Genomic DNA, 23,263 nt, shown 5'->3' with positions numbered 1-23,263 from the left:
AGAGGGGTAGTGGAAAGCTACGCGCCTCACGGCTACTACCAGCCGGGCATATCTTTTTCCTTGGGCTTGGTTGCTTTGCGCGGCAGCTGCTGCAAATATTGGCGCTCGGTGGCTTGCAGCGCGTCCAAAATTTGGCGGGCCTGGCCGGTACTGATGTTCATTTGCTGTAGTCGTGCTCGTTGGGTCTGCATGTTGGCCTCGGCATTGCTGGCAGCCTCGGTGCCTCCGCGCCGACTGGTGCCACCAGTTGCTTCCTCACCTGTTTCCTGCTGGCTTAGCCCCCGCACCGAGCCTGGCTCTTGGCCTTGTGCTACACTGCGTTGCTCACCGGCTCCCGGCCGGAAGCTACCATTTGCTGATGAACCCGCGGCAGAAGACGGCTGACGCGGGTTGCGCTGCCCAGTGGCATCAGGCTCCGCCAACGACGCGTTGCGCGGGTTCTGAGGTTGCGTGGGGTCATCAAGCTGGCCCTTCTGATCAGCTCCGGCCCGCGAAGCCGCTGTCTGCTGCTCCTGTTGCTGCGGTCCGCCATCAGTGCCGGGCGGAGGCGGTGGCAGCTGGGGCTGCTTGGCTTGGCGGGCTAGGTAGTCACGCAGCAGCTCGTAGTTCTGGCGGGCATCGGAGTTAGTCGGATTCGCCAACAACGCCTGGCGTAGTAAACTCAATGCCTGTACAAAGTCCTTGCGGCCCGCCGCTAGGCTAGCCAACTGCTGCAACGCCACACTCCGGATAAAAGCCGATTTACTGGTTGATAAGCGGCTATAGTAGCTCTGGGCTTCGGCTGTGCGGCCCGTTTGAGCCGTGGCGTGCGCCAGGTTCAGCCACACGGCGTCCTCTTTGGCGCCAAGTGTAATGGCCGCTTTCTTATAGGCCGCAGCAGCGGTTGTATAATCTTTCCGAGCAAACGCTTGGGCGCCTTGTTGCACGGCTTCATTGCGGTCATGAATGCGCGTGAGGCCACCCCAGGTGCTTAGCAGTAAAATTCCTCCTAGTACTAGGTTTTTCACGGACGAATCACTTTTACAGTTATCAGGACATCCAGTAGCATAAGCACCAGCGCTACTACTAAAGGATAACGGTAGCGGTTATCCGCCACCGAAACAGTACGAACCTGCTCGGCCTGGCCTTCTAAGCGGTTCAGGGCATTCAGCAGTAACGGAAACTCGTTGCGTTGGTCAGTGAGTTCAAAATACTGCCCGCCCGTCTGCTCGGCCAACCGGCGCAGGGGGGTAGGGTTGAGGCGGCTTACGGCTTCGCGGCCCCTAGGGTCGCGCATGTAGCCTCGCCCCCCGGTTTGCGGAATCCGGCTTCCTTCTGTTGTTCCGACCCCTAAAGTAAACACCCGCGCTCCCGAGCGAGCCAGTACCCGCACCGTGGGCTCCAGGTTTTCGCCAAAGTCTTCACCATCGGTTACCAATACTACCGCCGTAGCGCGCGTGGGCACTGCTGGAGCGGCAGCAGGAGTGAGGGCCTGTAAGCGGGTCAGGACCAGTTCAAGCGGCGGAACTAAGTCCGTGCCGCCCGCGGGAACCAGAGAAGTCTGCAACGTCGTCAGAAAAAGCTGTAGGGCTGCTTGGTCGTAAGTGAGGGGGCATTGCACGTAGGCTTCGCCGGCAAACACAATCAGCCCCAGCCTATCAGCTTGGAAGCGGCTGGTAAGGTTGGCGAGTTCGGCCTTTACCTTCTGCAGGCGCGACGGCGCCACATCCGGAGCATCCATCGAGCGGGAAAGGTCTACCAGCAGCCATACATCTTTGCCGGCAGTACGCACTGGGCGTTGGGTAAGCCCATAGGCGGGCCCCAGAATAGCTACGCCTAGTAACCCAAAATACAGCAGCCGCAATCCCAGTTTCCAGCCTAACCGCCAGCCGCGTTGACCCAACGGAGCCGCAAGTCGGCGGGTACGCAAGGCATAACCGAGGTACAATAGAAAAAAAAATACAGCCGCCACCCCCTCGGGGATGCCCGGTGTGTAAGCCCAGTTTAGCACCACGGTAACCACTTATTCCTCACAAGATAAAGTCTTAAAAACAGTAGTCTGTACTAAGTCAAATTTGCTTCCAAAACGAAGTGTAAGCCTCACTTTGGATCGGCAAGATGGAAGATATTTTTTTTGAAAAACGTTTGTTTGTCCATTCTGCTTGTATATTTGCACACCTTTTAACCGGAAAGGCATTCCACCTGGAGAGGTGGGTGAGTGGCTGAAACCAGTAGTTTGCTAAACTGCCGTAGCTCTAAAGGCTACCGGGGGTTCGAATCCCCCCCTCTCCGCTTTGTGCATATTGTTTTTTGATTGCCGATAGTCTAGTCTACGCCTTTCAAACTTCAATTTTTTCGGGGTGTAGCGTAGCCCGGTATCGCGCCTGCTTTGGGAGCAGGAGGCCGCAGGTTCGAATCCTGCCACCCCGACCAACACAATAGCCGTCAGCCCACCTCTGGGGCGGGCGGCTATTTGTTTTTGACCCCGTAGCTCAGTTGGATAGAGCAGCTGCCTTCTAAGCAGCCGGTCATTGGTTCGAATCCAATCGGGGCCACGGTGCTAATTAGCCACTTAACTTTAGAGTTAAGTGGCTTTTTTTGTTGCCTTTGCTTAACACTTGTGGTGTTTAGTATTCCGCGCTCTGCTTAGTTGAAATGAAAAAGCAGGCTTTCCTTAACTGCAAGGGAAAAGTTATGATTGAAATGCCGCTTTTTCCAGTGGTTTGCTTGCGTTAATTCTTGCACTCTAGGCTCTATTTATTGTAAAAGGGAGGTAGTACATTTGAGAAAATAGCAAATTGCTGACAGGTCGGTTCTGGCAGCAGCTGTAGTGGCGCATCACGCCAGATTTTTCAGCGTTGAATGCGTTCAGCTTTTCTCATACCTCTACTTCCCATGAAGAAAACCTTACTACTTTTTTTTGCCGGCAGCCTGCTAATGGCGGGCAACGTCAAGGCGCAATGGGTTAAGCAGCGTTTTTCGTTCTCAGTAGATAGCAATGTGGCGCTGTACACCGATGCGATTGACAATAACACGGCCTGGGCCTTGTCTAATAGGTTTTTAAGCCGTGCATCGGCAAATGAAGTTGCCAAAACATTCGATGGTGGACAAAACTGGACGGTATTTCCGGTAACTGGAGTTGACCCGCAAACGGAAATTATTCAGAGCTTGTCGGCCGTGAGTGCTACTACCGCCTGGGTAGTAACCTTACCAATAAGCATTGGTCCGGGACGAATCCTGAAAACCACCAATGGTGGCTCTACTTGGACTGTGCAGACGGATAAGCTTTTTATCGGCGAGTACAGCTATGCTAATACCATTCACTTCTTTAATGCCAATGATGGGGTAGTGCTAGGTGACCCGGATGGTCTGAATGGCGGAGGGATGGAAATCTACTATACCTCAGACGGTGGCACAACTTGGACTCGTTCCCAAAATGTGCCTATTGGGACGGAAGGAGAGTTTGGCACACTATATCCGCCGGCGGTGTTTGGCAACTCTATTTGGATAGCCAATGACGAGGGCGACATCTTTCGCTCAACCGATAAGGGCGTGACATGGAGCGTAACGCGTGATGTGGCTCCGGACCCCATCGAGAATCTGGCGTTTCGGGATGCGCAGAACGGACTAGCCCTCGTCAGCGACACAAGTGGTACCAAACACAAACTGTTCGGTACTTCTGATGGTGGCGTTACCTGGGCCTCCAAAACTTATTCCGGGCCATTGCGTGGATTCGGGCTTACTAGCGTGCCGGGTACTGGCAACTATCTGTCCGTAGGAGCCCTTGAGTCGACAGGAGATATTGGCTCTTCTTACAGCCGGGATAATGGCCAGACCTGGCTAAACATTGAAAGCAACACGCTGCACCTGTTTGTAGATGCGGCAGGTCCTACTGCGGTTTGGAGCGGTACACTTAATCCTGACAACGGCTACGGCGACGGAGTCAATAAACTGGTGAGCACGGTACTGCCTAACCGCACGGCTACGCTGGTTGCCGGTGCCACCTTGGTGCCTAACCCGAGTGCCGACGGCCGGTTTGAGCTGCAGTGGCCCAGCGCGGCGCATCAAGGCGAGGCCGTGCTGACCGTAACAGATGCACTAGGACGGCAGGTAATACGGCAGCAGCTGAACGCTAGCCAGCTTAAGCAGACCAACCTCAATTTGGGGCAGCAGAAAGCCGGGATATATGAGGTGAAGCTGGAGTCGAAAGCAGGGGTGAGCCACCTGCGGGCCCAGGTGTTGTAAGAGCTGTTTTGAGCAGATTTCAGAAGCCGCCGCTACTTAGGTACCGGCGGCTTTTTTTATGTGGGAGTTACTGGTCAAATCGGCCTTATTGCTGGCAAAAACCGAATATTTTCGGTATCTTTGCCTACTTACGCACTAAGCGCTGAACCAACCGCAACATGAGCGAAACTAAAGAGAAAAAAGCCCCCGCCGAGTACTCCGCCAATAGCATTCAGGTACTCGAAGGGCTCGAAGCCGTGCGCAAACGCCCCTCGATGTACATCGGGGACACCGGTATCAAAGGCTTGCACCACCTCGTGTGGGAGGTAGTTGATAACTCCATCGACGAAGCCCTGGCCGGTCATTGCGACACGATCCACGTAACCATTAACGAAAATAATTCCATCACCGTCCGCGACAACGGCCGTGGTATCCCCGTTGATTTCCACCAGAAAGAAGGCCGCTCGGCTCTGGAAGTGGTAATGACGGTACTGCACGCCGGTGGCAAGTTCGACAAGGACAGCTACAAGGTGTCGGGCGGTTTGCACGGGGTAGGTGTGAGCTGCGTGAACGCACTCAGCCAAGACCTGAAAGTGACCGTACGCCGCAACGGCAAGATGTACGAGCAGGAGTACAAAATTGGTGCTCCCCAGTATCCTGTGCGCGAAATTGGAGAGACCGAGGAACATGGTACCCAGGTTGAATTCCTGCCTGACTCCACCATCTTCACGGAGTCAGTGTACAAGTACGCTACCATTGCTTCGCGCCTGCGCGAACTGGCGTACCTGAACCGTGGCATCCGGATTACGCTCACTGACCGCCGCGAACCCGGCGAAAACGGAGCCGAGTTCCTGGGTGAAGAGTTTTACTCTACGGGCGGCCTAGCCGAATTCGTGCAGTACCTCGACGGCTCGGAGCGCCATGCGCTCATGCCGGCTCCTATTCACGTAATCAGTGAAAAAGGCAGCACCCCGGTAGAAGTAGCCCTGCAGTACAACGACTCGTACCAGGAAAACATCTTCTCCTACGTTAATAACATCAACACCCACGAGGGCGGCACGCACGTAGCCGGCTTTCGCTCAGCCCTGACCCGTACCCTGAAGGCCTATGCCGACAAATCGGGAAAGCTGGAAAAGGCGAAAGTGGAGATTTCAGGCGAAGACTTCCGGGAAGGCCTCACGGCCGTTATTTCCGTGAAAGTGCAGGAGCCGCAGTTTGAGGGCCAGACCAAAACCAAGTTGGGCAACAACGAGGTAAGCGGTGCGGTAAACACTGTAGTGGGCGAAATCCTGAGCCAGTACCTGGAGGAAAACCCCAAGGAAGCCGGCATCATCGTGGAGAAAGTGATTCTGGCCGCTAAGGCCCGGATTGCAGCCCGCAAGGCCCGCGAGATGGTGCAACGCAAATCGGTGCTGGGTTCTACCTCGCTGCCTGGTAAGCTGGCCGACTGCTCGGAATCGGATCCGGAAATCTGCGAAATCTACCTGGTAGAAGGTGACTCGGCCGGTGGAACTGCCAAGCAGGGCCGCAACCGCGCCTTCCAGGCTATTTTGCCGCTGCGGGGTAAAATCCTGAACGTGGAGAAAGCCCAGGAGCACCGCATTCTGGAAAACGAAGAAATCCGGAACATGATTACGGCTCTGGGCGTGAGCTTTGGGGTGCAAGCTGACCTAGAGAAGGGAATTGAGGCCGACGCCAAAGCCCTGAACACGGCTAAGCTGCGCTACCACAAGGTCATCATCATGACCGACGCCGACATCGACGGCTCGCACATCCGGACCTTGATCCTGACCTTCTTCTTCCGCTACATGCGGGAGCTAGTAGACCGCGGCTATATCTACATTGCCCTGCCACCACTTTACTTGGTGAAGCGCGGCAAAGAAGAGCGCTACTGCTGGACCGAGGACGAGCGGATGCAGGCCCAGGAAGACCTAGGCCGCGGCAAGCCCGAAACCGTGAACGTGCAGCGCTACAAAGGCCTAGGCGAGATGAACGCCGAGCAGCTCTGGTCTACCACCATGCAGCCCTCTACCCGTTCGTTGAAGCAGGTAACTGTTGAATCGGCTGCCGAGGCTGACCACTTGTTCTCCATGCTCATGGGGGATGAGGTAGCGCCTCGCCGCGACTTTATTGAGAAAAACGCCAAATACGCGAAACTCGACGTGTAATTGACTTTTCGAAAAGGCCCGCTGCAAAGCGGGCCTTTTTTTGTGCCTAACTTTTCCAATATGAGCCAGCGACAATTGATTTCTTCGGGCGCCCCTTGGGAGGCAATTGTAGGCTACTCGCGGGCAGTGCGCGTGGGCAACCTGGTAGAGGTAGCCGGTACCACGGCGCAAGATGGTGCAATAGTAACCGGTGGCCCAGATGCCTACTTGCAGGCCAAACGTACCCTAGTAAAAATAGGGGAGGCACTGCAGGCCGCAGGTGCGTCGTTGGAGCAGGTGGTGCGTACACGTATTTACCTGACGAATATGGCCGACTGGGAAGCCGTGGGAAAAGCTCATGGTGAAGTGTTTGGCAGCATTCGGCCGGCTGCTACGATGCTGGCAGTTAAGGCCCTGATCAGCCCTAGTCTTCTGGTTGAGATAGAAGCAACCGCTATTATTCCGGATTAACCATACTTGTACGGCCGTTTGCTCGTATTTTGTCCGGTCTTTCTTCCTTAGCATGAAATTATTCAAGTCCGCCGACCTCATTCGCAAAAGCAAGTACATCAGCCGCGACCTGAGCTGGCTGCGCTTTAACTACCGCGTGCTCGACCAAGCCCGCGACGCTGGCCGCTCGCTCTTCGATCGGCTGCGCTTCATGGCCATTACCAGCAGCAACCTCGATGAGTTTTTTATGATTCGGGTTGGCTCGCTGTATAACTATATTGATTACGGTAAGGAGCGCGTCGATTACTCGGGGCTGCGGGAAATGCCGTTTCGGCGGAAGCTGCTGGATTTTGCCCACCGCTTCATCAACGACCAGTCGTTAACGTACCTCAATGAGCTGAAGCCGCTGTTTGAAAAGAATGGCTTCAATGTGCTCAAGATGGAGGAGCTGACGGAGCTGGAGCTGAAAAAGGCCGATGGCTACTTCAAGAACACCATCTTCCCGCTGCTCACGCCCATGGTCTACGACTCGTACCATGGCTTCCCGCTGATGATGAACCAGATGCTCATCTTCGGGGTCGTGACGCTGGCCGGTGGCGGGCTTGATGGCAGCAGCGAAGCCGAGCGCGGCCAAGACCGGCTCACCTTCGTGCAGATTCCGCAAAACCTTTCGCGCTTCTTTGAGCTGACGCGCAAAGACAAAGTCATCTTCGTGCCGATTGAGGAAATTGTGCGAGCTAACCTGCCCAAACTGTTTCGCAACGTCGAGATTCTGTCGGCTAACTTGTTCCGGATTACCCGCAACGGCGACTTCACGCTGGAAGAGTCGGACGACATTGACGTAGACTTTATCAAGGAAATCCAGCTAGGGCTCAAAACGCGCAAGAAAGGCCGCGTGGTACGCCTGGAGGTGGAGCCGAATGCCTCTGGATTGCTGATGCAGGTGCTGCGGGAGCGGTGGAATATTGACAATGGCAACGTCTTCGTTATCAACTCGCTGATTGATATGAAGGGCCTGTTACAAATCCTGAAGCACCCCAACTTTCGGGGAAAGGGTTTCCGCCAGCCAGCTGCCATAACGCCGCTAAGCCTGCCAGAAGGAGCCGAGGACAACCTCTTCGACTACCTCAAAACGCACGATGTACTGCTGCATCACCCCTACAACAACATCGACCCCGTGGTGCGCCTGCTGGAGCAAGCTGCCGAGGACCCGCACGTACTAGGCATCAAGCAAACCATTTACCGCCTTGCCGACGATTCGCGCGTGACGGCGGCGCTACTAAAAGCGGCCGAAAACGGCAAGCACGTGTCGGTACTGTTTGAGGTGAAGGCCCGTTTTGATGAGGAAAGGAATATTCGGGAGGGCGCCAAGCTGGAAAAAGCGGGCTGCTTCGTCATTTATGGGGTGAGCAAATACAAGACGCACACCAAGATGATGATGATCATCCGGAAGGAAGGCGAGAAGGTGACGCGCTACGTGCACATCGGCTCCGGTAACTACAACGAGCAGACTTCCCGCATCTACACCGACGTAAGCCTGCTGACTACCAACGACGTATATGGCCACGACGTGTCCGAGTTCTTTAACGTAATCACGGGCCACTCGCAGCCCGATGATTATGAATACCTGATTACGGCGCCCAAAGACATGCGCCAGCAGCTGATTTCCCTGATTCGGGAGGAGGTGCGCAACGCTAAAAAAGGCCTGCCCAGCGGGATTGTAATGAAGATGAACTCCTTGGAAGACAAGGAGATGATTGACGAGTTCTACAAGGCTAGTAAGGCCGGTGTGCCGATACGGTTTATTGTGCGGGGCATCTGCTGCCTGCGACCGGGCCGCGTAGGACTCAGTGAAAACATTGAGGTGCGCAGCATCGTGGGCGACTATCTGGAGCACGCGCGTATGTTCTATTTCCATCAGGCCGGACACCCGAAAGTATATGCTGGCTCCGCTGACCTGATGGTGCGTTCCTTCGACCGGCGTATTGAGGCGCTGTTCCTGATTGCGAATCCGCAGCTGGCCCTGGAGGCCATCAATATTCTGTATTTCAACCTGAAAGACAACCAGAATACCTACGTGATGCGCGAAGACGGCGCGTACATCCGGCGCCAGCCCGCGCCTGACGAGCCGATATTCAACGTGCACAAGGAGTTCTACCGCAAGAGCTTCGCGCAGGTAGCCGAAACGCAGCTGTTCGATGAGTGGCTGTCCTGCTCAACCATTCGCACATCGTCGGCCGAGGACAACAGCCAACCGTCTGACCCCGCTGGTGAGGAAGTAATGGCGCCAAACGAAATAGTAGCCGCCACTACCCTGGAGCAGGAGCCCGACGCGGAAGCGGCCTTGGAGTAAGGTTTGCGGCCCTGCGGCACCTAGTACTTTTTACATATAAAACCGCCCATCTTCTGCGCCTACAGGGCATTCAGAAGATGGGCGGTTTGGGTGTATAGCAAGCCTAGTAAAAGGCCGGGCGCTTATTCTACTTCCGTGGGGCGGCTTTGCATGGCTGGTTTCGGGCAACCGGGCGTGTGATCGTCGGAGGCGCGGATTTCGTCGAAGTGCTCTTCGAATAGCGTTTGCAGCATGCCATCCTTTAGGCCAATATCCGGCACAATCATCTCCTGGATTTTCGCCCATTCCATGGCCGACAGATAAATGTGGCCGGCTGGCACAATCACATCGGCGCGGTCGGGGTTCAGCAACGCCACATTCACGCGCTCATCCATCGTCATGCTAGTGAGCTGCTCGAGTATGGTGGCGATGCGCTTGCGGGTTACAGGCTTATCGAGCTGGGGCTGGGCCAGGCTGTAGAGCTTGTTGATATTGCCGCCAGTGCCAATGGCGCGCGATACATGGTAGCGGCGGCCATTCTCGGTTACCCACTCTTCCATGCGCTGCCAGGTTTCGCGCATGGCCTCGGTGCTGAGGCCGGCTTCTTCCTGCTGCATGCGCCGGATGCTGCCCACCTCAAACGACTGCGACGCGACTTTGCGCCGGTTGTGGTAGATGTTGAACTCGGTGCTGCCCCCGCCCACATCAATGTGCAGGTAGTGCTTTTTGTCTTCGAGCAGGTTCTCAATGACGCGGTTAATGTACGCTGCCTCGTCCTGACCGTCGATAATGCGGATGTCGATGCCTAACTCCGCACGAATGCGGGCGGCTACTTCGGGGCCGTTTTCGGCGGTGCGCATGGCGGAGGTGGCGCATACCAGATAGTGGTTAGGCGCTACGTCGTGCACTTCCATCAGCAGTTTCAGAGCGTGCAGAAACTTAATGAACTTGTCTTGCTTTTTGGGCGAAATACGGCCCGAGGCAAATACATCTTCACCGAGCCGCAAGGGGTAGCGCACATACTCCACTCGCTTCAGCCGGTACCGGTCGCCGTAGTGGAGTACTGCCGAAATCTGGCACCTTACAGCGTTGGATCCGATATCAATGGCGGCCAGTTTCAGGAGCGGGTAGTCCATGCAGTAATGAAGTGTAACGGAAGGATGACGACGTAAATATAGCCGTTCAGGTCAGGTAGGCCACCTGGTTGGGATAGTAAGCAGAAGTTTGATTTGGCTTTACAGCAAACTGCTACCTAGCAAGACGTCGGCAACTTGCTAATTATCAATCCGAAAACCTAGCCCGAACTGAATCAGGCCATTTTCCGGGGACTTCTGGTACGATACCGACAGGGCCAGCTGATCGGACACTGGCGCGATGTAGAAGCCCGCGCCATACCCATCGTGCCAGCCATCCGGCGAGGAGCCCTTATAGTACACACGGCCTTTATCATAGAAGCCAAACACGCCGTAGGAGAAAGGCAAAAAAGAGGTTTGAACGCGACCGAGGGCTAGGCGCAGCTCCGTATTCAGGTACAGGCTGGCGTCGCCGGTGAAGCGCGTGCGGTAGTAGCCGCGCAGGTTTTCGCGCTGGCCCAGGCTAGTGAACTTGTAGAACGGAATGTCATCGTCGTTGCCGTAGTTGCGGCCGCCACCGCCCTTCACTACCAGGGTCATGGGAATGCCAAGCCGCGCCGTGCCGTAGTATTCCGCGAAGCCCTGCGTGAGGCCGAAGTTGCCCTTGTTGCCATTTAGCTGATGATATGTGTCGTGCTGCACGAGAAGGCGCACGCCACGGCGGGCAAAGTTCTGCCGGTCGCGCAAGTCTACATCCAACAGGGCGTTCACTCCAATCAGACGTTGAAAATCAACGTTGGGGATGCGGTCGTCTGGCACGGGCAGTTGGCCGCGTTCCAGCTGACCCAGGTAGCTGCTACCGGCATAGCTGGCAGTATATTGCTCGTAGCTGGGGCCAATGCGGAACAGGCTGCGCTGCCAGAACTGGCGCTCCGTAAATGCATTCAGTGTGAAGCCTTTGTAGCGTGCCTTGTAGAATTTATCGTCGTAAAGGTCTTGGTCTTTTTGCGTGTCGTTGCCTAGGCCGAAGAAGTTGTAGAACGGAAAGAAATTGCCGTACTCAGTGCGGGCGCCCACATCCCACTTCTTGAAGGCGTAGCGGTGGCGCGTAGCCAACGAAACCTGAAAGTTGCCGCCGCTTGATCCGCGAATGTCGAAGGAATACAAGTTTTTAAAACCAGGTTTGCGGAAGCCCTGGCGCACAAAATCGGCACCGGCACCCACTCCAATACCATCGTTGGCATTCACAATTACAGTTGAGCGGGGCTTGTAGCTATTGTACTCAAACGCCTCCCGGTCGTAGCGGTTTACGTCGGGCCGCGTGGAGGTTCGGTTGTCGCTTTCGGAGCCTAGCTTCAAGTCGGTGTCTGGCACATCGTACACCTTCGTGAGCGTGCGAAGGCCGCTTACCTGGGAGTCATCCGTAATCTGGTCCTTGCCCTTGCCACCCACAATCCTAACCAGCACGCTCTGGCGGGCAGAGCCAGTTACAGTAAACACATCCTTACCATCCAAGCCGTACAGGCTGATTTCCTGGGTTTCTTGGGGCTTGAAGGTGCGGTCGAAAAGTGCGTCGCCTGCCGGCTCGTTGCCTTCTTTGGCTTTATCGAACATCTGCACCCGCACCTGGCCATCGGGCTGGCGCTCTACCCGGAATACTTCGGCTTTGTTAGAGCCTACTACATCCACGCGCTTTGCCAGCAACAGGTAGTAGGTATCCAGCGCCTTTGGTAACTGCTGGGCGCGGGCTTTGAGCTTGCGGTTGAGCTCGTCGGTAGAAAGGGGCTTTAGCTCGGGCGGGAGGGTAGCCGTTGCTTCATCAATGGCGGCGGGCGTGATGCGCTCCTGCATGTAACGGGCTATGTCCTGCCATTGCTCGCGGCTCAGGCTCTGCAGCAGAAACCGGTCGAGGTGGCGGGCCGGCCAGTTTAGGCTTTTCATATCATGGAACTCGCCCTGGAAATCCTCAATGCTGGGCACGGCCCACTCGCGGTTGGCCAGGTACGTCAGCACGCCGTTCCATTTCGTGAACGACTGGTCCCGGTCGCGGGGAATGGGCTTGTACACCGTTTGTTTGCCTTGTTTGTAGCCAGCCCATTTCCAGTTGTCTTCGTGCTTGCCAAAATCGGCCACCAGCATATCGAAGGCACGGGCGCGGCCCAGGGCTACGGCATCAATACGGTTGTCATTGTCTTTGTAGAGCTGGCGGAAAAAGCTGAACGAGCGGCGTACGTCATCGGCGCCGCCAAAGCCCGGCAGGTTGGGCTTGGGGTCAACGGGGCGGTCTTCCAATGTGCCCAACAGGCCGGCATATTCGGCGCGGTAAGGCCCTAGCTGATTGTTATCGGGCAGCACAAACAGGCGCGGCCGCGCGTGCAAAATATCCGTCTTATCGAGCAGGGAACCAGTTACTAGGGCCGAATACGGATGAGCAGTAGGGGTAATATCACGCAGGACATCGGCCGCAAAAGAGTTGCGCAGTTCCGGGGGCAGAATGCGCGTCACGTCTTTGTCCACCGAGCGAAAAACATATTCTGAGGAGTCGGCCGCAATTAGTTTAAGCGAAGTTGTCTGGCGCCCACCCCCGCGGCCAAACGGGCGCAGGCCGCCTTTTTCACTAGCTAGGTTCAGGGTCTGAACCTGCACGGGCTGCGTCCAGGAAGTACGATAGAGGTCACCAAGCCAGAAGCGGGAAGAGCCGGTGCCGGCGTATTGTTTGCCCGCTGCTAGCGTTTGCGTAGGCTGAAAGGGGGCGTCGGGTTTGGTGGCCGCGACACCTTTCGGCGCCGAAGGGCACTCCGGGATAAAGCTGTTCACTGGCACATTCGACAGCCGGGGCTGCTGGCACGCCGACTGGAACAGCGTGGCTGAGTAGGCTTCGCGCGCCGTAGTTCCTTCGCCTGTGAACGTATAAAAGGTGGTTTTTACCGTGCCGTCCTCGTAATACTCAAGTTGGGAAAAGCCTTCGGCTGATGCATTGAACTGGGAATTGTGGTTAGTCCCGACGTGCTGTTTCTCAGCAAAGGACCCCGACACCAGATGGTAGCTGCCCTCGGCCTTCGTTAGCTGCAGGCTGAAATCATGGGCGGCCGCATACACCGCACCAGGGTGTTCTTTCAGCGTATTGAGTATCTCTTTCTGGAACTGCTGATAGGCGGGGTAGGCCATGTCGCGCGGCGAGCCTACATTTTGGCGGTAAGCAGCATAGAGCGTACCTGCCACTGGCGGCAGCAAGTGCCGACTCAGCGGCATGCGGCCACCATACACGCCGTTGCTGAGTACAGGCTGATGACCAATCAGCAGCACATTGCGGCCTTTGGTATCATCGAGCACATCCTGCAGCTGTTCCCGAAACTCCTCTTGAGTCAGGGTTTTGCAGTCGGTATCGGGAGCTTCGGGCCGGTCAAAGGGGTGCGTCCACCAGGGGGTGTTAATGGCTACCAGGCGCACCAGGGGCGCGACATCTATAATTTCGGGGCCGGGGCAGCCGCCGGTTGGTACGAAGGCATTCTGGCCGGGCAGCTTTTCCTCAATATACTTTTCTAGGCGACGTACGCGCTTCAACCCATCGGGGCCGGAGTTAGCCCAATCTTTATCACCGGGCACAAAGTAGAGTTTGCCGTTGGGCAGATTCTGCACTAGCGCAAGTAGGGCATCAATGCGCGCCGTCTGGCTGGTTTGGGTTGAGTCTTTGGGGCTGCCTAGGCCTTCATTGCCAGCAATGTCGCCCAAATGAACTACCGTGAACGGAGTTGTCTGGCGGACCAGGGTCTCGCGCAGGGTCTGTAACCGGGCAGGAGAGAGGGTAGAAGTGGCGGTGTTGCCAAGCAGAAATACGGTGTGGGCCGGCGCCGTTACCTGGGCTGCAGCCGTAAGAGAGGCTGTTAAGGCTAGGCTGGTCAGCAGGGTATGCGGGTAGCGTAGAGGCATAGGAGGGGAGTAGTAGAGCTTGTTCTACGGATAAGCTTGCTTTCAGATTTAATCCGGCTTTAATTTCTGAAACCGGCACCGTAGAGCTTACTGACAGCCTCAGTTTCACCGCTCCGTCAGCCTAGTAAGCAGACCACCCAAACGGCCTCATCACCGTTGCAGGTCTGCCTTATGTGCGTCGTAAGGTGGTGGCTACTTTCGGAACGCCTGTGGTAGCCGGCTCGGAAATGAAGAGCAGGTTAGGCCGAGACGTTACCGGCGGCCGACTGGGGTCAATGATATAAATAGGGGTAGCGGGATGTACGTAATTTACTAGGCCCGCCGCCGGATATACCTGCAGGGAAGTACCCACCACCAGAAATACATCGGCCCTAGCGGCTTCTTCAATGGCCTGCTCCATCAGCGGAACGGCCTCGCCAAACCACACAATATTGGGCCGGAGCTGATGACCTTTTTCGCAGTGCTCGCCCAGGTCAATCCGGTCGGTTTCCATCGGATAAATCAACTGGTCGAAATAGGAGCTGCGGGATTCGAAGAGTTTGCCGTGTAAGTGCAGTACCCTTGTTGAGCCGGCGCGCTCATGCAGGTCATCTACATTTTGCGTTATAATTACTACCTCGAATTCGTCCTCCAAGTGAGCCAAAGCCAAGTGTCCGGCATTGGGCTGAGCGGCTCGGGCGGCAGCGCGGCGCTGGTTGTAAAACTCCAGCACTAAGCCCGGATTTTTGGCCCATCCTTCCGGAGTGGCTACGTCTTCTATGCGGTGCCCTTCCCAAAGCCCATCAGAGCCTCGAAACGTAGCCAACCCGCTTTCTGCTGAAATTCCGGCCCCGGTCAGGGCTACCAGTTTTCGTTTCATAGCTGCCTAGTGAAGTTCAAGTTGACAGGACGATACTTGGGCCCCGAGGGTTTTTGTTTCACGAAGGGCTAGGGTGCTGCGTTATTCAAACCGGCCCAGTTCCTGCCGCCGAAACGTCCATTCCGGGGTGCTGACTTGGCTGGCTGTAGGATCGAGCAGAAACCAGGCGCCGAGGCCAGTGGTATCCCACAAGTTCTGCAATACGTGCATCTGCTGAGCGGGCATGTAGCTTTGGGCCAGCAGCGCAATGCGGCGGCCCGTGCCAACTTGCGTAGCCACATCCAGCACCAGCACTGCATGGCCCGGCGAGCCGCCCCGAATCAGCACGTCGCCGGGCTGCACCGCGGCCAGAGGTACCGGCGTCAGCTCCCGGCTCAGCGACAAGGTGCCAGCATACGTGAAGATCTGGTCGAGGTAGCGCCGGAACGTTGGGTGTGTAGGCGCTTCTTTTGGCCGTACCGCAGGCAGTACTTTTTCGCCCTTCACCTGGAAGCCTGTGCCCTGGTACCAATCCTGAAACCGAATGTCATGGCCGCTGGTAAGGTGGAAATGTACTAGGTCGGGGTTCTGGCTAAAGAGGTACTCCGCCCGCAGTCTGATGACGGCATCGGCGCACTGCTGTAAGTCACGAGTACCTACATCCAGGTTCACTACAGCCGCATGCACATCCTGGCGGTCTTTGGGCTGCCCATTGTAGAGCGAAACCGGCGTGCCAGCGGGCAGCAATGGCAGGAAACGGAGCCAGTGCCCGAAGGAGCCGGGCTGCACCGCAACCCGCTGGTAGCCGTTGGGCACAGTAAAACGAGCCACCACCGTCTGGCGCGAGTTGTACTGCCCAGCCGGCAGCCAGCGGTAAGCGGGCGTACTGGGTGGAGTAGGAGCAAGCGGAAATGAAACGGCTGCATCACCTCCAAGTACTAGGCCGCAAACGGCACCAAACCTCCCTAATACACTTCTCAATTTCATACAGAAAATACAGTATAGTAATCAGCTAATGAAACGTAGCAATCAGCTAGTTAGTACGTGGTAATTTATCATAAAAAAACGCCTCTACTTGCACAGTAGAGGCGTTTGCACTAAATATAGTAAGAAATCTATTTAACCTTGCCAGTTGCCTTCTTGGCCGTAGTTCCAGTAGCCTTTTTGGCGGCTGGTTTCTTAGCAGCGGGCTTCTTGGCGGCAGTTGCTTTTTTCGCCGGCGTATCTGCTTTCTCGCTGGCTTCCGGAGCGGCTTTTTTGGCGAATCGTCCGCCCTTAGCAGGTTTGTCGGGGGTAGCGGCAGCAAGTTCCAAGCAACGCTCTAACGTCAGATCAGCCGGCTCTTCGCCTTTCGGAATCTTCACGTTTTTCTTGCCTGCCACGATGTACGGCCCAAACCGTCCATTGAGTACCTGTATCTCAGGGTTTTCCGGGAATTCCTTGATAAGCCGCTCGGCGTCTGCTTTGCGCTTGGCCTCAATCAGGTCAACAGATTCCTGGGCCGTGATGGTGTGCGGGTCCTGCTCTTTGGTGAGCGAGTAGAACTTGCTGTCGTGGCGGATATAGGGCCCGAACCGACCTAAGGCAGCCGTCATGTCCTTGTCCTCAAACTGGCCTACTATGCGGGGCAGCTTAAACAATTCCAGGGCTTCTTCTACCGTGATGCTTTCGATGAACTGGCCTTTCCGCAGGCTGGCGTACACGGCCTTTTCCTCCGAGCCTTCCTTCGGTTCAATCTGAACATACGGTCCAAAACGACCTAAGCGCGCCGTAATTTTCTGGCCCGTTTCCGGGTGCGTCCCGATTTCGCGGTTGCTGCCCAGCGTGCTACGCTCAATATCTTGGCCACGCTCCACTGTTTCATGAAACGTGCCGTAGAAACCCGCCAGCATATCGGTCCAGAGCTCCTGCCCATCAGCAATGCGGTCAAATTCGTCCTCAACCTTTGCTGTGAACTGATAGTCGACAATCACGGGGAAGTGCTCAACCAAGAAGTCGTTCACAACCATGGCCGTGTCCGTTGGGAACAGCTTGGCTTTATCAGCACCGTAAGTCTCGGTTTTCACTTCGGTTTTCACCGCGTCGCCCTCCAGCGTCAAGACGTGAAACTTGCGTTCCTTGCCTTCTCTCGTGTCTTTTTCTACGTAGCCACGCTTCTGAATCGTGCTGATAGTAGGAGCGTAAGTAGAAGGACGACCAATGCCCATTTCCTCCATTTTCTTCACCAAGGAAGCTTCCGTGTACCGCGCCGCCGGCGCCGCAAAGCGCTCCGTAGCTCGCAGTTGCTGCAACGGTAGTTCCTGGCCCACGCTCAGCGGCGGCAGCCCCCGCGAAAACGACGATTCGCCGTCCTGTTCATCCTCGTCTTTCGACTCGGCATACGCTTTCAGGAAGCCTTCAAACGTGATAACCTCGCCGGTTGCCGTGAGGATAACGCCCGGCTGCGTACTGATGCCAATAGTAGCCACGGTGCGCTCAATCACAGCATCGGCCATCTGCGAGCCGAGGGCCCGCTTCCGGATCAAATCATACAGACGCTGTTCCTGCGAATCGGAGCCCGCTTTCACCAAAGCGAAGTCGGTGGGGCGAATGGCTTCGTGCGCTTCCTGAGCCGAGGCTGACTTGGTTTTGAACTGTCGGGTGTGGGCGTACTCAGCACCGTAGGCGTCCGTAATGGCGTCTTTTGCCGCCGCCAGTGCGTCCTGCGACAGGTTCACGGAGTCCGTGCGCATGTAGCTGATCTTGCCCGCCTCGTATAGCTTCTGCGCTACACTCATGGTTTGAGCTACCGAGAAGCCTAGCTTCCGAGAAGCTTCCTGCTGTAGAGTAGAGGTGGTAAACGGCGGAGCGGGGCTGCGTTTGCCAGGCTTTTTCTCCAGGTTCTCAATGCGGTAGGCCGCGCCAACACAACGCGCCAGAAAGGCCTCAGCTTCTTCGCGGGTTTTGTATCGGGTAGGCAGTTCGGCTTCCAGCACCGCGCCACGCCCGGCGTCAAACTTAGCCACTACGCGGTACGCCGATGATGTTTTAAAGTGGCTGATTTCCCGCTCACGCTCTACAACCAGCCGCACTGCTACCGATTGTACCCGGCCGGCCGAAAGGCCCGTCTTTACTTTTTTCCAGAGTACTGGGCTCAATTCGAAACCCACTAGGCGGTCAAGCACGCGGCGTGCCTGTTGGGCATTCACCAGATTCAGGTCTATTTCCCGGGGTGAGGCAATAGCGTTGAGAATAGCATTTTTGGTGATTTCGCGGAAGACAATCCGCCGCGTCTTGCTATCATTCAGATTCAGAGTTTCCGATAAGTGCCAGGAAATGGCTTCGCCCTCACGGTCATCGTCACTTGCTAACCATACGGTGTCTGCTTCTTTGGCCAGTTTTTTCAACTGGCTGATTATCTCACGTTTATCGGCCGAAACTACATACGTGGGCTTAAAGCCATTGGCAATGTCGATGGCATTGTTATCCTTGGGCAGGTCGCGCACGTGGCCAAAGCTAGACTTGACAATGAAGTCCTTGCCCAGGTAGCCTTCTATAGTTTTGGCTTTGGCCGGAGATTCGACGATGACTAAATTTTTGACCATAGGGGTGGGATACGCTAGGCTTGTTTCGATAGGAAACGGTCAGGGCAGCGCAAAAGTTGAATTTTGCCGCAAAGATGCTGGAATAATCCGGCGTACCATGAGTTGCTCAGCAATATGCACTTTCTACACCTTATAATAAGGTAGCAGGTTTGGCCTGCCAGAGCAGCAACCACTTCAGATTCCGCGGGTTAGTGATTTTGACGAAGTTTTCAGGAAGTATGGCGTCAAAATGCCTCTATCTGCTACCTTTGCTTATTCTGGAACCATGCCTTTCAAGGTTCCGTTTGTGCATCGCCTCGCTTTCGGGGTTTCGCCACCACTCTGCAGTTTATGGCATCAGCTAAGACGCCCAAAACCACCCGCCCGGCAAACGCCACGGATGATACTCTTGAATCGGCTGTTGACGCAGCTATCAACGGCAATGGAACGCCTACGCGTTCCAATGACAACCTGACGCGCAAGCGTGGGGCCGCTGATTCTATGCATTACGCCCAGGACTCTGATTATGTAAATGATCAGCTTAACCGCGTATTGTATGCGCTCGACGCCTTTAAAAAAGGCGACGTCTCGGTTCGCTTAACCAAACAGAACGACGACATCTTCGCTGAAATAGCCGAAGCCTACAACTCCATGGTGGAGATGATTGGTGGGGTAGGCGGCGAGGTGTCGCGCATTTCGAAGGTGGCTGGGGTAGAGGGTAACCTCAAAGCCCGTGCTTCCGCTGATAATGCCGCCGGTTTCTGGCGCGACATGATCAACAATATCAACGGCCTCGTTGACAGCATTGCCGTTCCGGTATTGGAAGTAGGCAAAGTACTGAAGAACATCAGCAAAGGAAACCTGGATGAAACCTTCCAGATTCCGGTGTCCGGTGACTTCAAAGTCATGGCCGAAACCATCAACAAAACCATCGATAACCTGAACCTGTTCGCCGGCGAAGTAACCCGCGTGGCGCAGGAAGTAGGTACGGAGGGTAAACTAGGTGGCCAAGCCAGTGTACCAAACGTAGGTGGTATCTGGAAAGAACTGACGGACAACGTAAACTACATGGCCTCGAACCTGACTTCTCAGGTGCGAGACATTGCTAACGTAGCCACCGCCGTAGCCCGCGGTGACCTGAGCCAGAAGATTACGGTAGATGTAAAGGGCGAGCTGCTTCAGTTGAAGCAGAACCTGAACCAGATGGTGGACTCGCTCAACCTGTTTGCAGGCGAAGTAACCCGCGTGGCGCAGGAAGTAGGTACTGAAGGTAAGCTCGGCGGCCAGGCTAGTGTACCAAACGTGGGTGGCGTATGGAAGCAGCTAACGGACAACGTAAACACGATGGCCTCGAACCTGACGCTTCAGGTGCGGGATATTGCCAACGTAGCAACCGCCGTAGCAAAAGGTGACCTGACGCAGAAGATTACGGTGGACGTGAAAGGTGAGCTGCTGCAGCTGAAGCAGAACCTGAACCAGATGGTGGACTCGCTTAACCTGTTTGCTGGCGAAGTAACCCGCGTGGCGCAGGAAGTAGGTACCGAAGGCCGCCTTGGCGGCCAGGCTTCGGTACCGAACGTGGCGGGCGTGTGGAAGGAACTGACGGACAACGTAAACTACATGGCCTCGAACCTGACCCTACAGGTACGAGACATTGCTAACGTAGCCACCGCCGTAGCAAAAGGCGACTTGAGCCAGAAGATAACGGTAGATGTAAAGGGCGAGCTGCTGCAGTTGAAGCAGAACCTGAACCAGATGGTGGACTCGCTCAATTTGTTCGCCGGCGAAGTAACCCGTGTAGCATTGGAAGTAGGTACCGAAGGTAAGCTCGGCGGGCAAGCTAGTGTGCCAAACGTGGCGGGCGTATGGAAAGAACTGACCGATAACGTAAACTACATGGCCTCGAACCTGACCCTTCAGGTGCGAGACATTGCTAACGTGGCCACGGCCGTAGCCCGCGGCGACTTGAGCCAGAAAATGACCGTGGATGTGAAAGGAGAAATCCTGGAGCTTAAGAACATCCTCAACCAGATGGTGGACTCGCTCAACATCTTCGGTGACGAAGTAACCCGCGTGGCGCGTGAAGTAGGTACCGAAGGCCGCCTAGGTGGCCAAGCTAGTGTGCCCCGCGTAGGCGGTACTTGGAAGGAGCTGACGGATAACGTAAACACGATGGCCTCGAACCTAACCTCTCAGGTGCGAGACATTGCTAACGTAGCAACCGCCGTAGCAAAAGGCGACCTGACCCAGAAGATGACAGTGGATGTAAAAGGCGAGATTCTCGACCTCAAAAACATCCTGAATCAGATGGTGGACTCGCTCAACATCTTTGCTGGCGAAGTAACCCGCGTAGCGCGTGAAGTAGGTACGGAAGGTATTCTGGGCGGTCAGGCCAATGTGCCAAGCGTTTCGGGTACTTGGAAAGACCTTACCGACAACGTAAACACGATGGCCTCGAACCTAACCTCTCAGGTGCGAGACATCGCCAACGTAGCAACCGCCGTAGCCCGCGGCGACTTGAGCCAGAAGGTGACAGTTAACGTACGCGGCGAGCTGTTGCAGCTGAAAGAAAACCTGAACCAGATGGTGGACTCGCTGAACACGTTCGGCGACGAAGTAACCCGTGTAGCGCGTGAGGTAGGAACGGAAGGTCGCCTTGGTGGCCAGGCCGTAGTACCCAACGTACGTGGCACCTGGAAAGACCTAACCGACAACGTAAACACCATGGCGGCCTCGCTGACCTCTCAGGTACGAGACATTGCCAACGTTACCTCCGCGGTAGCCCGCGGTGACTTGAGCCAGAAGGTATCGGTAGACGTTAAAGGCGAACTGCTGGATTTGAAGGACAACATCAACGTGATGGTGGACTCACTGAACGTGTTTGCTGGTGAGGTAACCCGCGTGGCGCAGGAAGTAGGTACCGAAGGCCGCCTTGGCGGCCAGGCCAATGTGCCGAACGTATCGGGCGTGTGGAAAGACCTGACCGACAACGTAAACACAATGGCTGCAAACCTGACAACGCAGGTACGAGGCATTGTGAAGGTAGTAACAGCAGTATCGCAAGGTGACTTGACCCAGAAACTGACCCTTGACGCGAAAGGCGAGGTAGCAGAACTGGCCGAAACCATTAACCGAATGGTGGACGACCTGAACCGACTAGCCGTGGAAGTTAGCCGCGTAGCCAAGGTTGCAGGGGTAGAAGGCAAACTGACCGAGCGGGCCACGGTAACCGACGTATCGGGCTCGTGGAAAGAACTGGTAGACACGCTGAACGGTCTTATCGAATCCATTGCCTCGCCGGTACTGGAAGTAAGCCGCGTGGTACGTGCCATTTCGGAAGGTGACTTGACGCAACAGGTAGAGATTCAGACCACCGGCGACATTCGTGCCATGGCTGACGCTCTGAACCTTGCCGTAGATAACCTCAACGAACTGCTCGGCGAAATCAACGAGTCGTCGCAGATTGTAGGGGAGTCGTCGGAGGAAATGGTGGTGAAAGGGCAGGAGATGAGCCGGGTTACGGTTGACGTGGCCTTGGCCATGCAACAGATGGCGGAAGGTGCTCAAAACCAAGCTCTCAAGACCGATCAGGCCTTTAAGCTGATCGAAGAAATCATGCAGGCCACTAAGGAAACTGCTGGTAAAGCCGATGTCGGTATTAAAGCGGCAATCCTGGGTGAGCAAACCTCACAGCTTGGTCTGAAGACGGTAGCGGAAGTGGTGAAGAACATGGAGGAAATCAGCTCAGCTGCCGCCCAGACTTCTAAAACCATCGAAGTACTTAGTACCCGTTCGCAGGAAATCAGCAAATCGCTGGGCGTAATCACCGATATCGCTTCGCAAACCAACCTGCTGGCACTGAACGCTGCTATTGAAGCAGCCCGCGCCGGGGAAGCCGGTCGTGGTTTTGCGGTAGTAGCCGAAGAGATTCGCAAGCTGGCCGAAGGCTCGCGCAAATCAGCGAACGAAATTGCTACCCTGGTAGAAGACGTAAAGAAGGATACAACCTCTGCAGCATCGGCTATCAGCACCATGGAAGGCCGAGTGTTAAAAGGGAAGAACGCTACGTTCGAAGCCAGCTCGGCCTTTAAGAACATTGCTACCAGCTCTGGTGAAACGCTACGCACTTCTCGCGACATTCTGACGGCTACCGAGGTGCAAAAGACCTCGATTGGCGACGTAGTGAAGTACGTAGAGGAAGTAGTAGCTATTGCCGAGCAAACAGCATCGGGTACGCAGCAGGTAGCAGGCACGGCCAAGCAGCTCTCCACGAGCATGCAGGAACTGACCACCAGCAGCCAGAACCTGACGGATATTGCCGATGACCTGCAACTTGGTTTGTCTGCATTCCAGCTGATGGAAGACGTAGAGCCGGAGCCAGAGCCGGAGCCAATTCGTCGTCGGGTACTAGCCCGCCGCGGGGTTCCAACCCCTCCCGCACCAGTAACGGCAGCTACTACTCGCCAAAATCGGCGGGCTACTGCTGCAGCTGAAGCTGCGGTGGCTCCCGCCCGCAAATCTGCCCGACGGGCCAAGCAAGCAGGCACTCCAGAGGTTACCACTCAGGAGCAAGCGCCAGTTGCGGAAGTCCGGAAGGGTAGTGTCCGTCGGGCCGCTGCCAAAAAGGCGGCTACTGAATCAGATGCTGCAACTGCTGCCAAGGAAGCGCCCAAGGCTCGGCGCACGAAAAGCAAAGCTCAATAAGTCTTGTATCTGAGCTCAGGGCC

Annotated in this window: 12 protein-coding genes and 3 tRNA genes; 8 read left to right on the top strand and 7 right to left on the bottom strand. The window is 55.8% G+C overall.

Translation table 11 applies throughout. The features are described from left to right. Positions 1-35: 35 nt before the first annotated feature. Complete coding sequence (locus ACYVHC_RS03005) at positions 36-1,007, bottom strand: hypothetical protein (RefSeq protein ID WP_460612181.1); 972 nt, start codon at positions 1,005-1,007, stop codon at positions 36-38. Further along, positions 1,004-1,909, bottom strand: coding sequence for a VWA domain-containing protein (locus ACYVHC_RS03000; RefSeq protein WP_460612180.1), 906 nt, complete (start codon positions 1,907-1,909; stop codon positions 1,004-1,006). Before ACYVHC_RS03000 ends, ACYVHC_RS03005 begins: the two co-directional genes overlap by 4 nt. Positions 1,910-2,183: 274 nt before the next feature. Between ACYVHC_RS03000 and ACYVHC_RS02995 the strand changes: the two genes are divergently transcribed. From ACYVHC_RS02995 to ppk1, 7 genes are all read left to right on the top strand, one after another. After that, positions 2,184-2,271 (top strand) — tRNA-Ser (locus tag ACYVHC_RS02995). 64 nt (positions 2,272-2,335) lie between these two features. After that, positions 2,336-2,412: transfer RNA gene (locus ACYVHC_RS02990), tRNA-Pro, on the top strand. Positions 2,413-2,460: 48 nt separating this feature from the next. Further along, positions 2,461-2,534, top strand: a tRNA-Arg gene (locus ACYVHC_RS02985). Positions 2,535-2,874: 340 nt separating this feature from the next. After that, positions 2,875-4,224, top strand: a complete 1,350-nt coding sequence (locus tag ACYVHC_RS02980; protein ID WP_460612179.1) for a T9SS type A sorting domain-containing protein — start codon at positions 2,875-2,877, stop codon at positions 4,222-4,224. 158 nt (positions 4,225-4,382) lie between these two features. After that, positions 4,383-6,371 (top strand): DNA topoisomerase subunit B, encoded by a 1,989-nt coding sequence (gene gyrB, locus ACYVHC_RS02975; protein WP_460612178.1) that lies wholly within the window; start codon positions 4,383-4,385, stop codon positions 6,369-6,371. Between the two features lie 60 nt (positions 6,372-6,431). Beyond that, the gene (locus ACYVHC_RS02970; RefSeq protein ID WP_460612177.1) at positions 6,432-6,821 is read left to right on the top strand and encodes a RidA family protein; all 390 of its coding nucleotides are present in this window, start codon (positions 6,432-6,434) and stop codon (positions 6,819-6,821) included. Between the two features lie 52 nt (positions 6,822-6,873). Then, complete coding sequence (ppk1, locus tag ACYVHC_RS02965; protein ID WP_460612176.1) at positions 6,874-9,153, top strand: polyphosphate kinase; 2,280 nt, start codon at positions 6,874-6,876, stop codon at positions 9,151-9,153. A gap of 122 nt (positions 9,154-9,275) precedes the next feature. Here the strand turns inward: ppk1 and ACYVHC_RS02960 are convergent, their stop codons facing one another. From ACYVHC_RS02960 to topA, 5 genes are all read right to left on the bottom strand, one after another. Beyond that, complete coding sequence (locus ACYVHC_RS02960; RefSeq protein WP_460612175.1) at positions 9,276-10,268, bottom strand: Ppx/GppA phosphatase family protein; 993 nt, start codon at positions 10,266-10,268, stop codon at positions 9,276-9,278. 138 nt (positions 10,269-10,406) lie between these two features. Continuing rightward, positions 10,407-14,135 carry a BamA/TamA family outer membrane protein gene (locus tag ACYVHC_RS02955; protein WP_460612174.1) on the bottom strand — a complete coding sequence of 1,243 codons (3,729 nt, stop codon included), beginning with the start codon at positions 14,133-14,135 and terminating at the stop codon, positions 10,407-10,409. A gap of 169 nt (positions 14,136-14,304) precedes the next feature. Continuing rightward, positions 14,305-14,994, bottom strand: coding sequence for an SIR2 family NAD-dependent protein deacylase (locus ACYVHC_RS02950; RefSeq protein ID WP_460612172.1), 690 nt, complete (start codon positions 14,992-14,994; stop codon positions 14,305-14,307). A gap of 81 nt (positions 14,995-15,075) precedes the next feature. After that, complete coding sequence (locus tag ACYVHC_RS02945; protein ID WP_460612171.1) at positions 15,076-15,960, bottom strand: DUF4846 domain-containing protein; 885 nt, start codon at positions 15,958-15,960, stop codon at positions 15,076-15,078. Between the two features lie 128 nt (positions 15,961-16,088). Then, positions 16,089-18,557 (bottom strand): type I DNA topoisomerase, encoded by a 2,469-nt coding sequence (gene topA, locus ACYVHC_RS02940; RefSeq protein ID WP_460612170.1) that lies wholly within the window; start codon positions 18,555-18,557, stop codon positions 16,089-16,091. Positions 18,558-18,887: 330 nt separating this feature from the next. On the opposite strand from topA, the gene ACYVHC_RS02935 reads away from it, so the two are divergent. Further along, the gene (locus ACYVHC_RS02935) at positions 18,888-23,240 is read left to right on the top strand and encodes a HAMP domain-containing protein (protein WP_460612169.1); all 4,353 of its coding nucleotides are present in this window, start codon (positions 18,888-18,890) and stop codon (positions 23,238-23,240) included. Positions 23,241-23,263: the final 23 nt, after the last annotated feature.

It is taken from the genome of Hymenobacter seoulensis (genome assembly GCF_054780535.1).
This window is presented reverse-complemented; position numbering and strand designations above follow the sequence as displayed.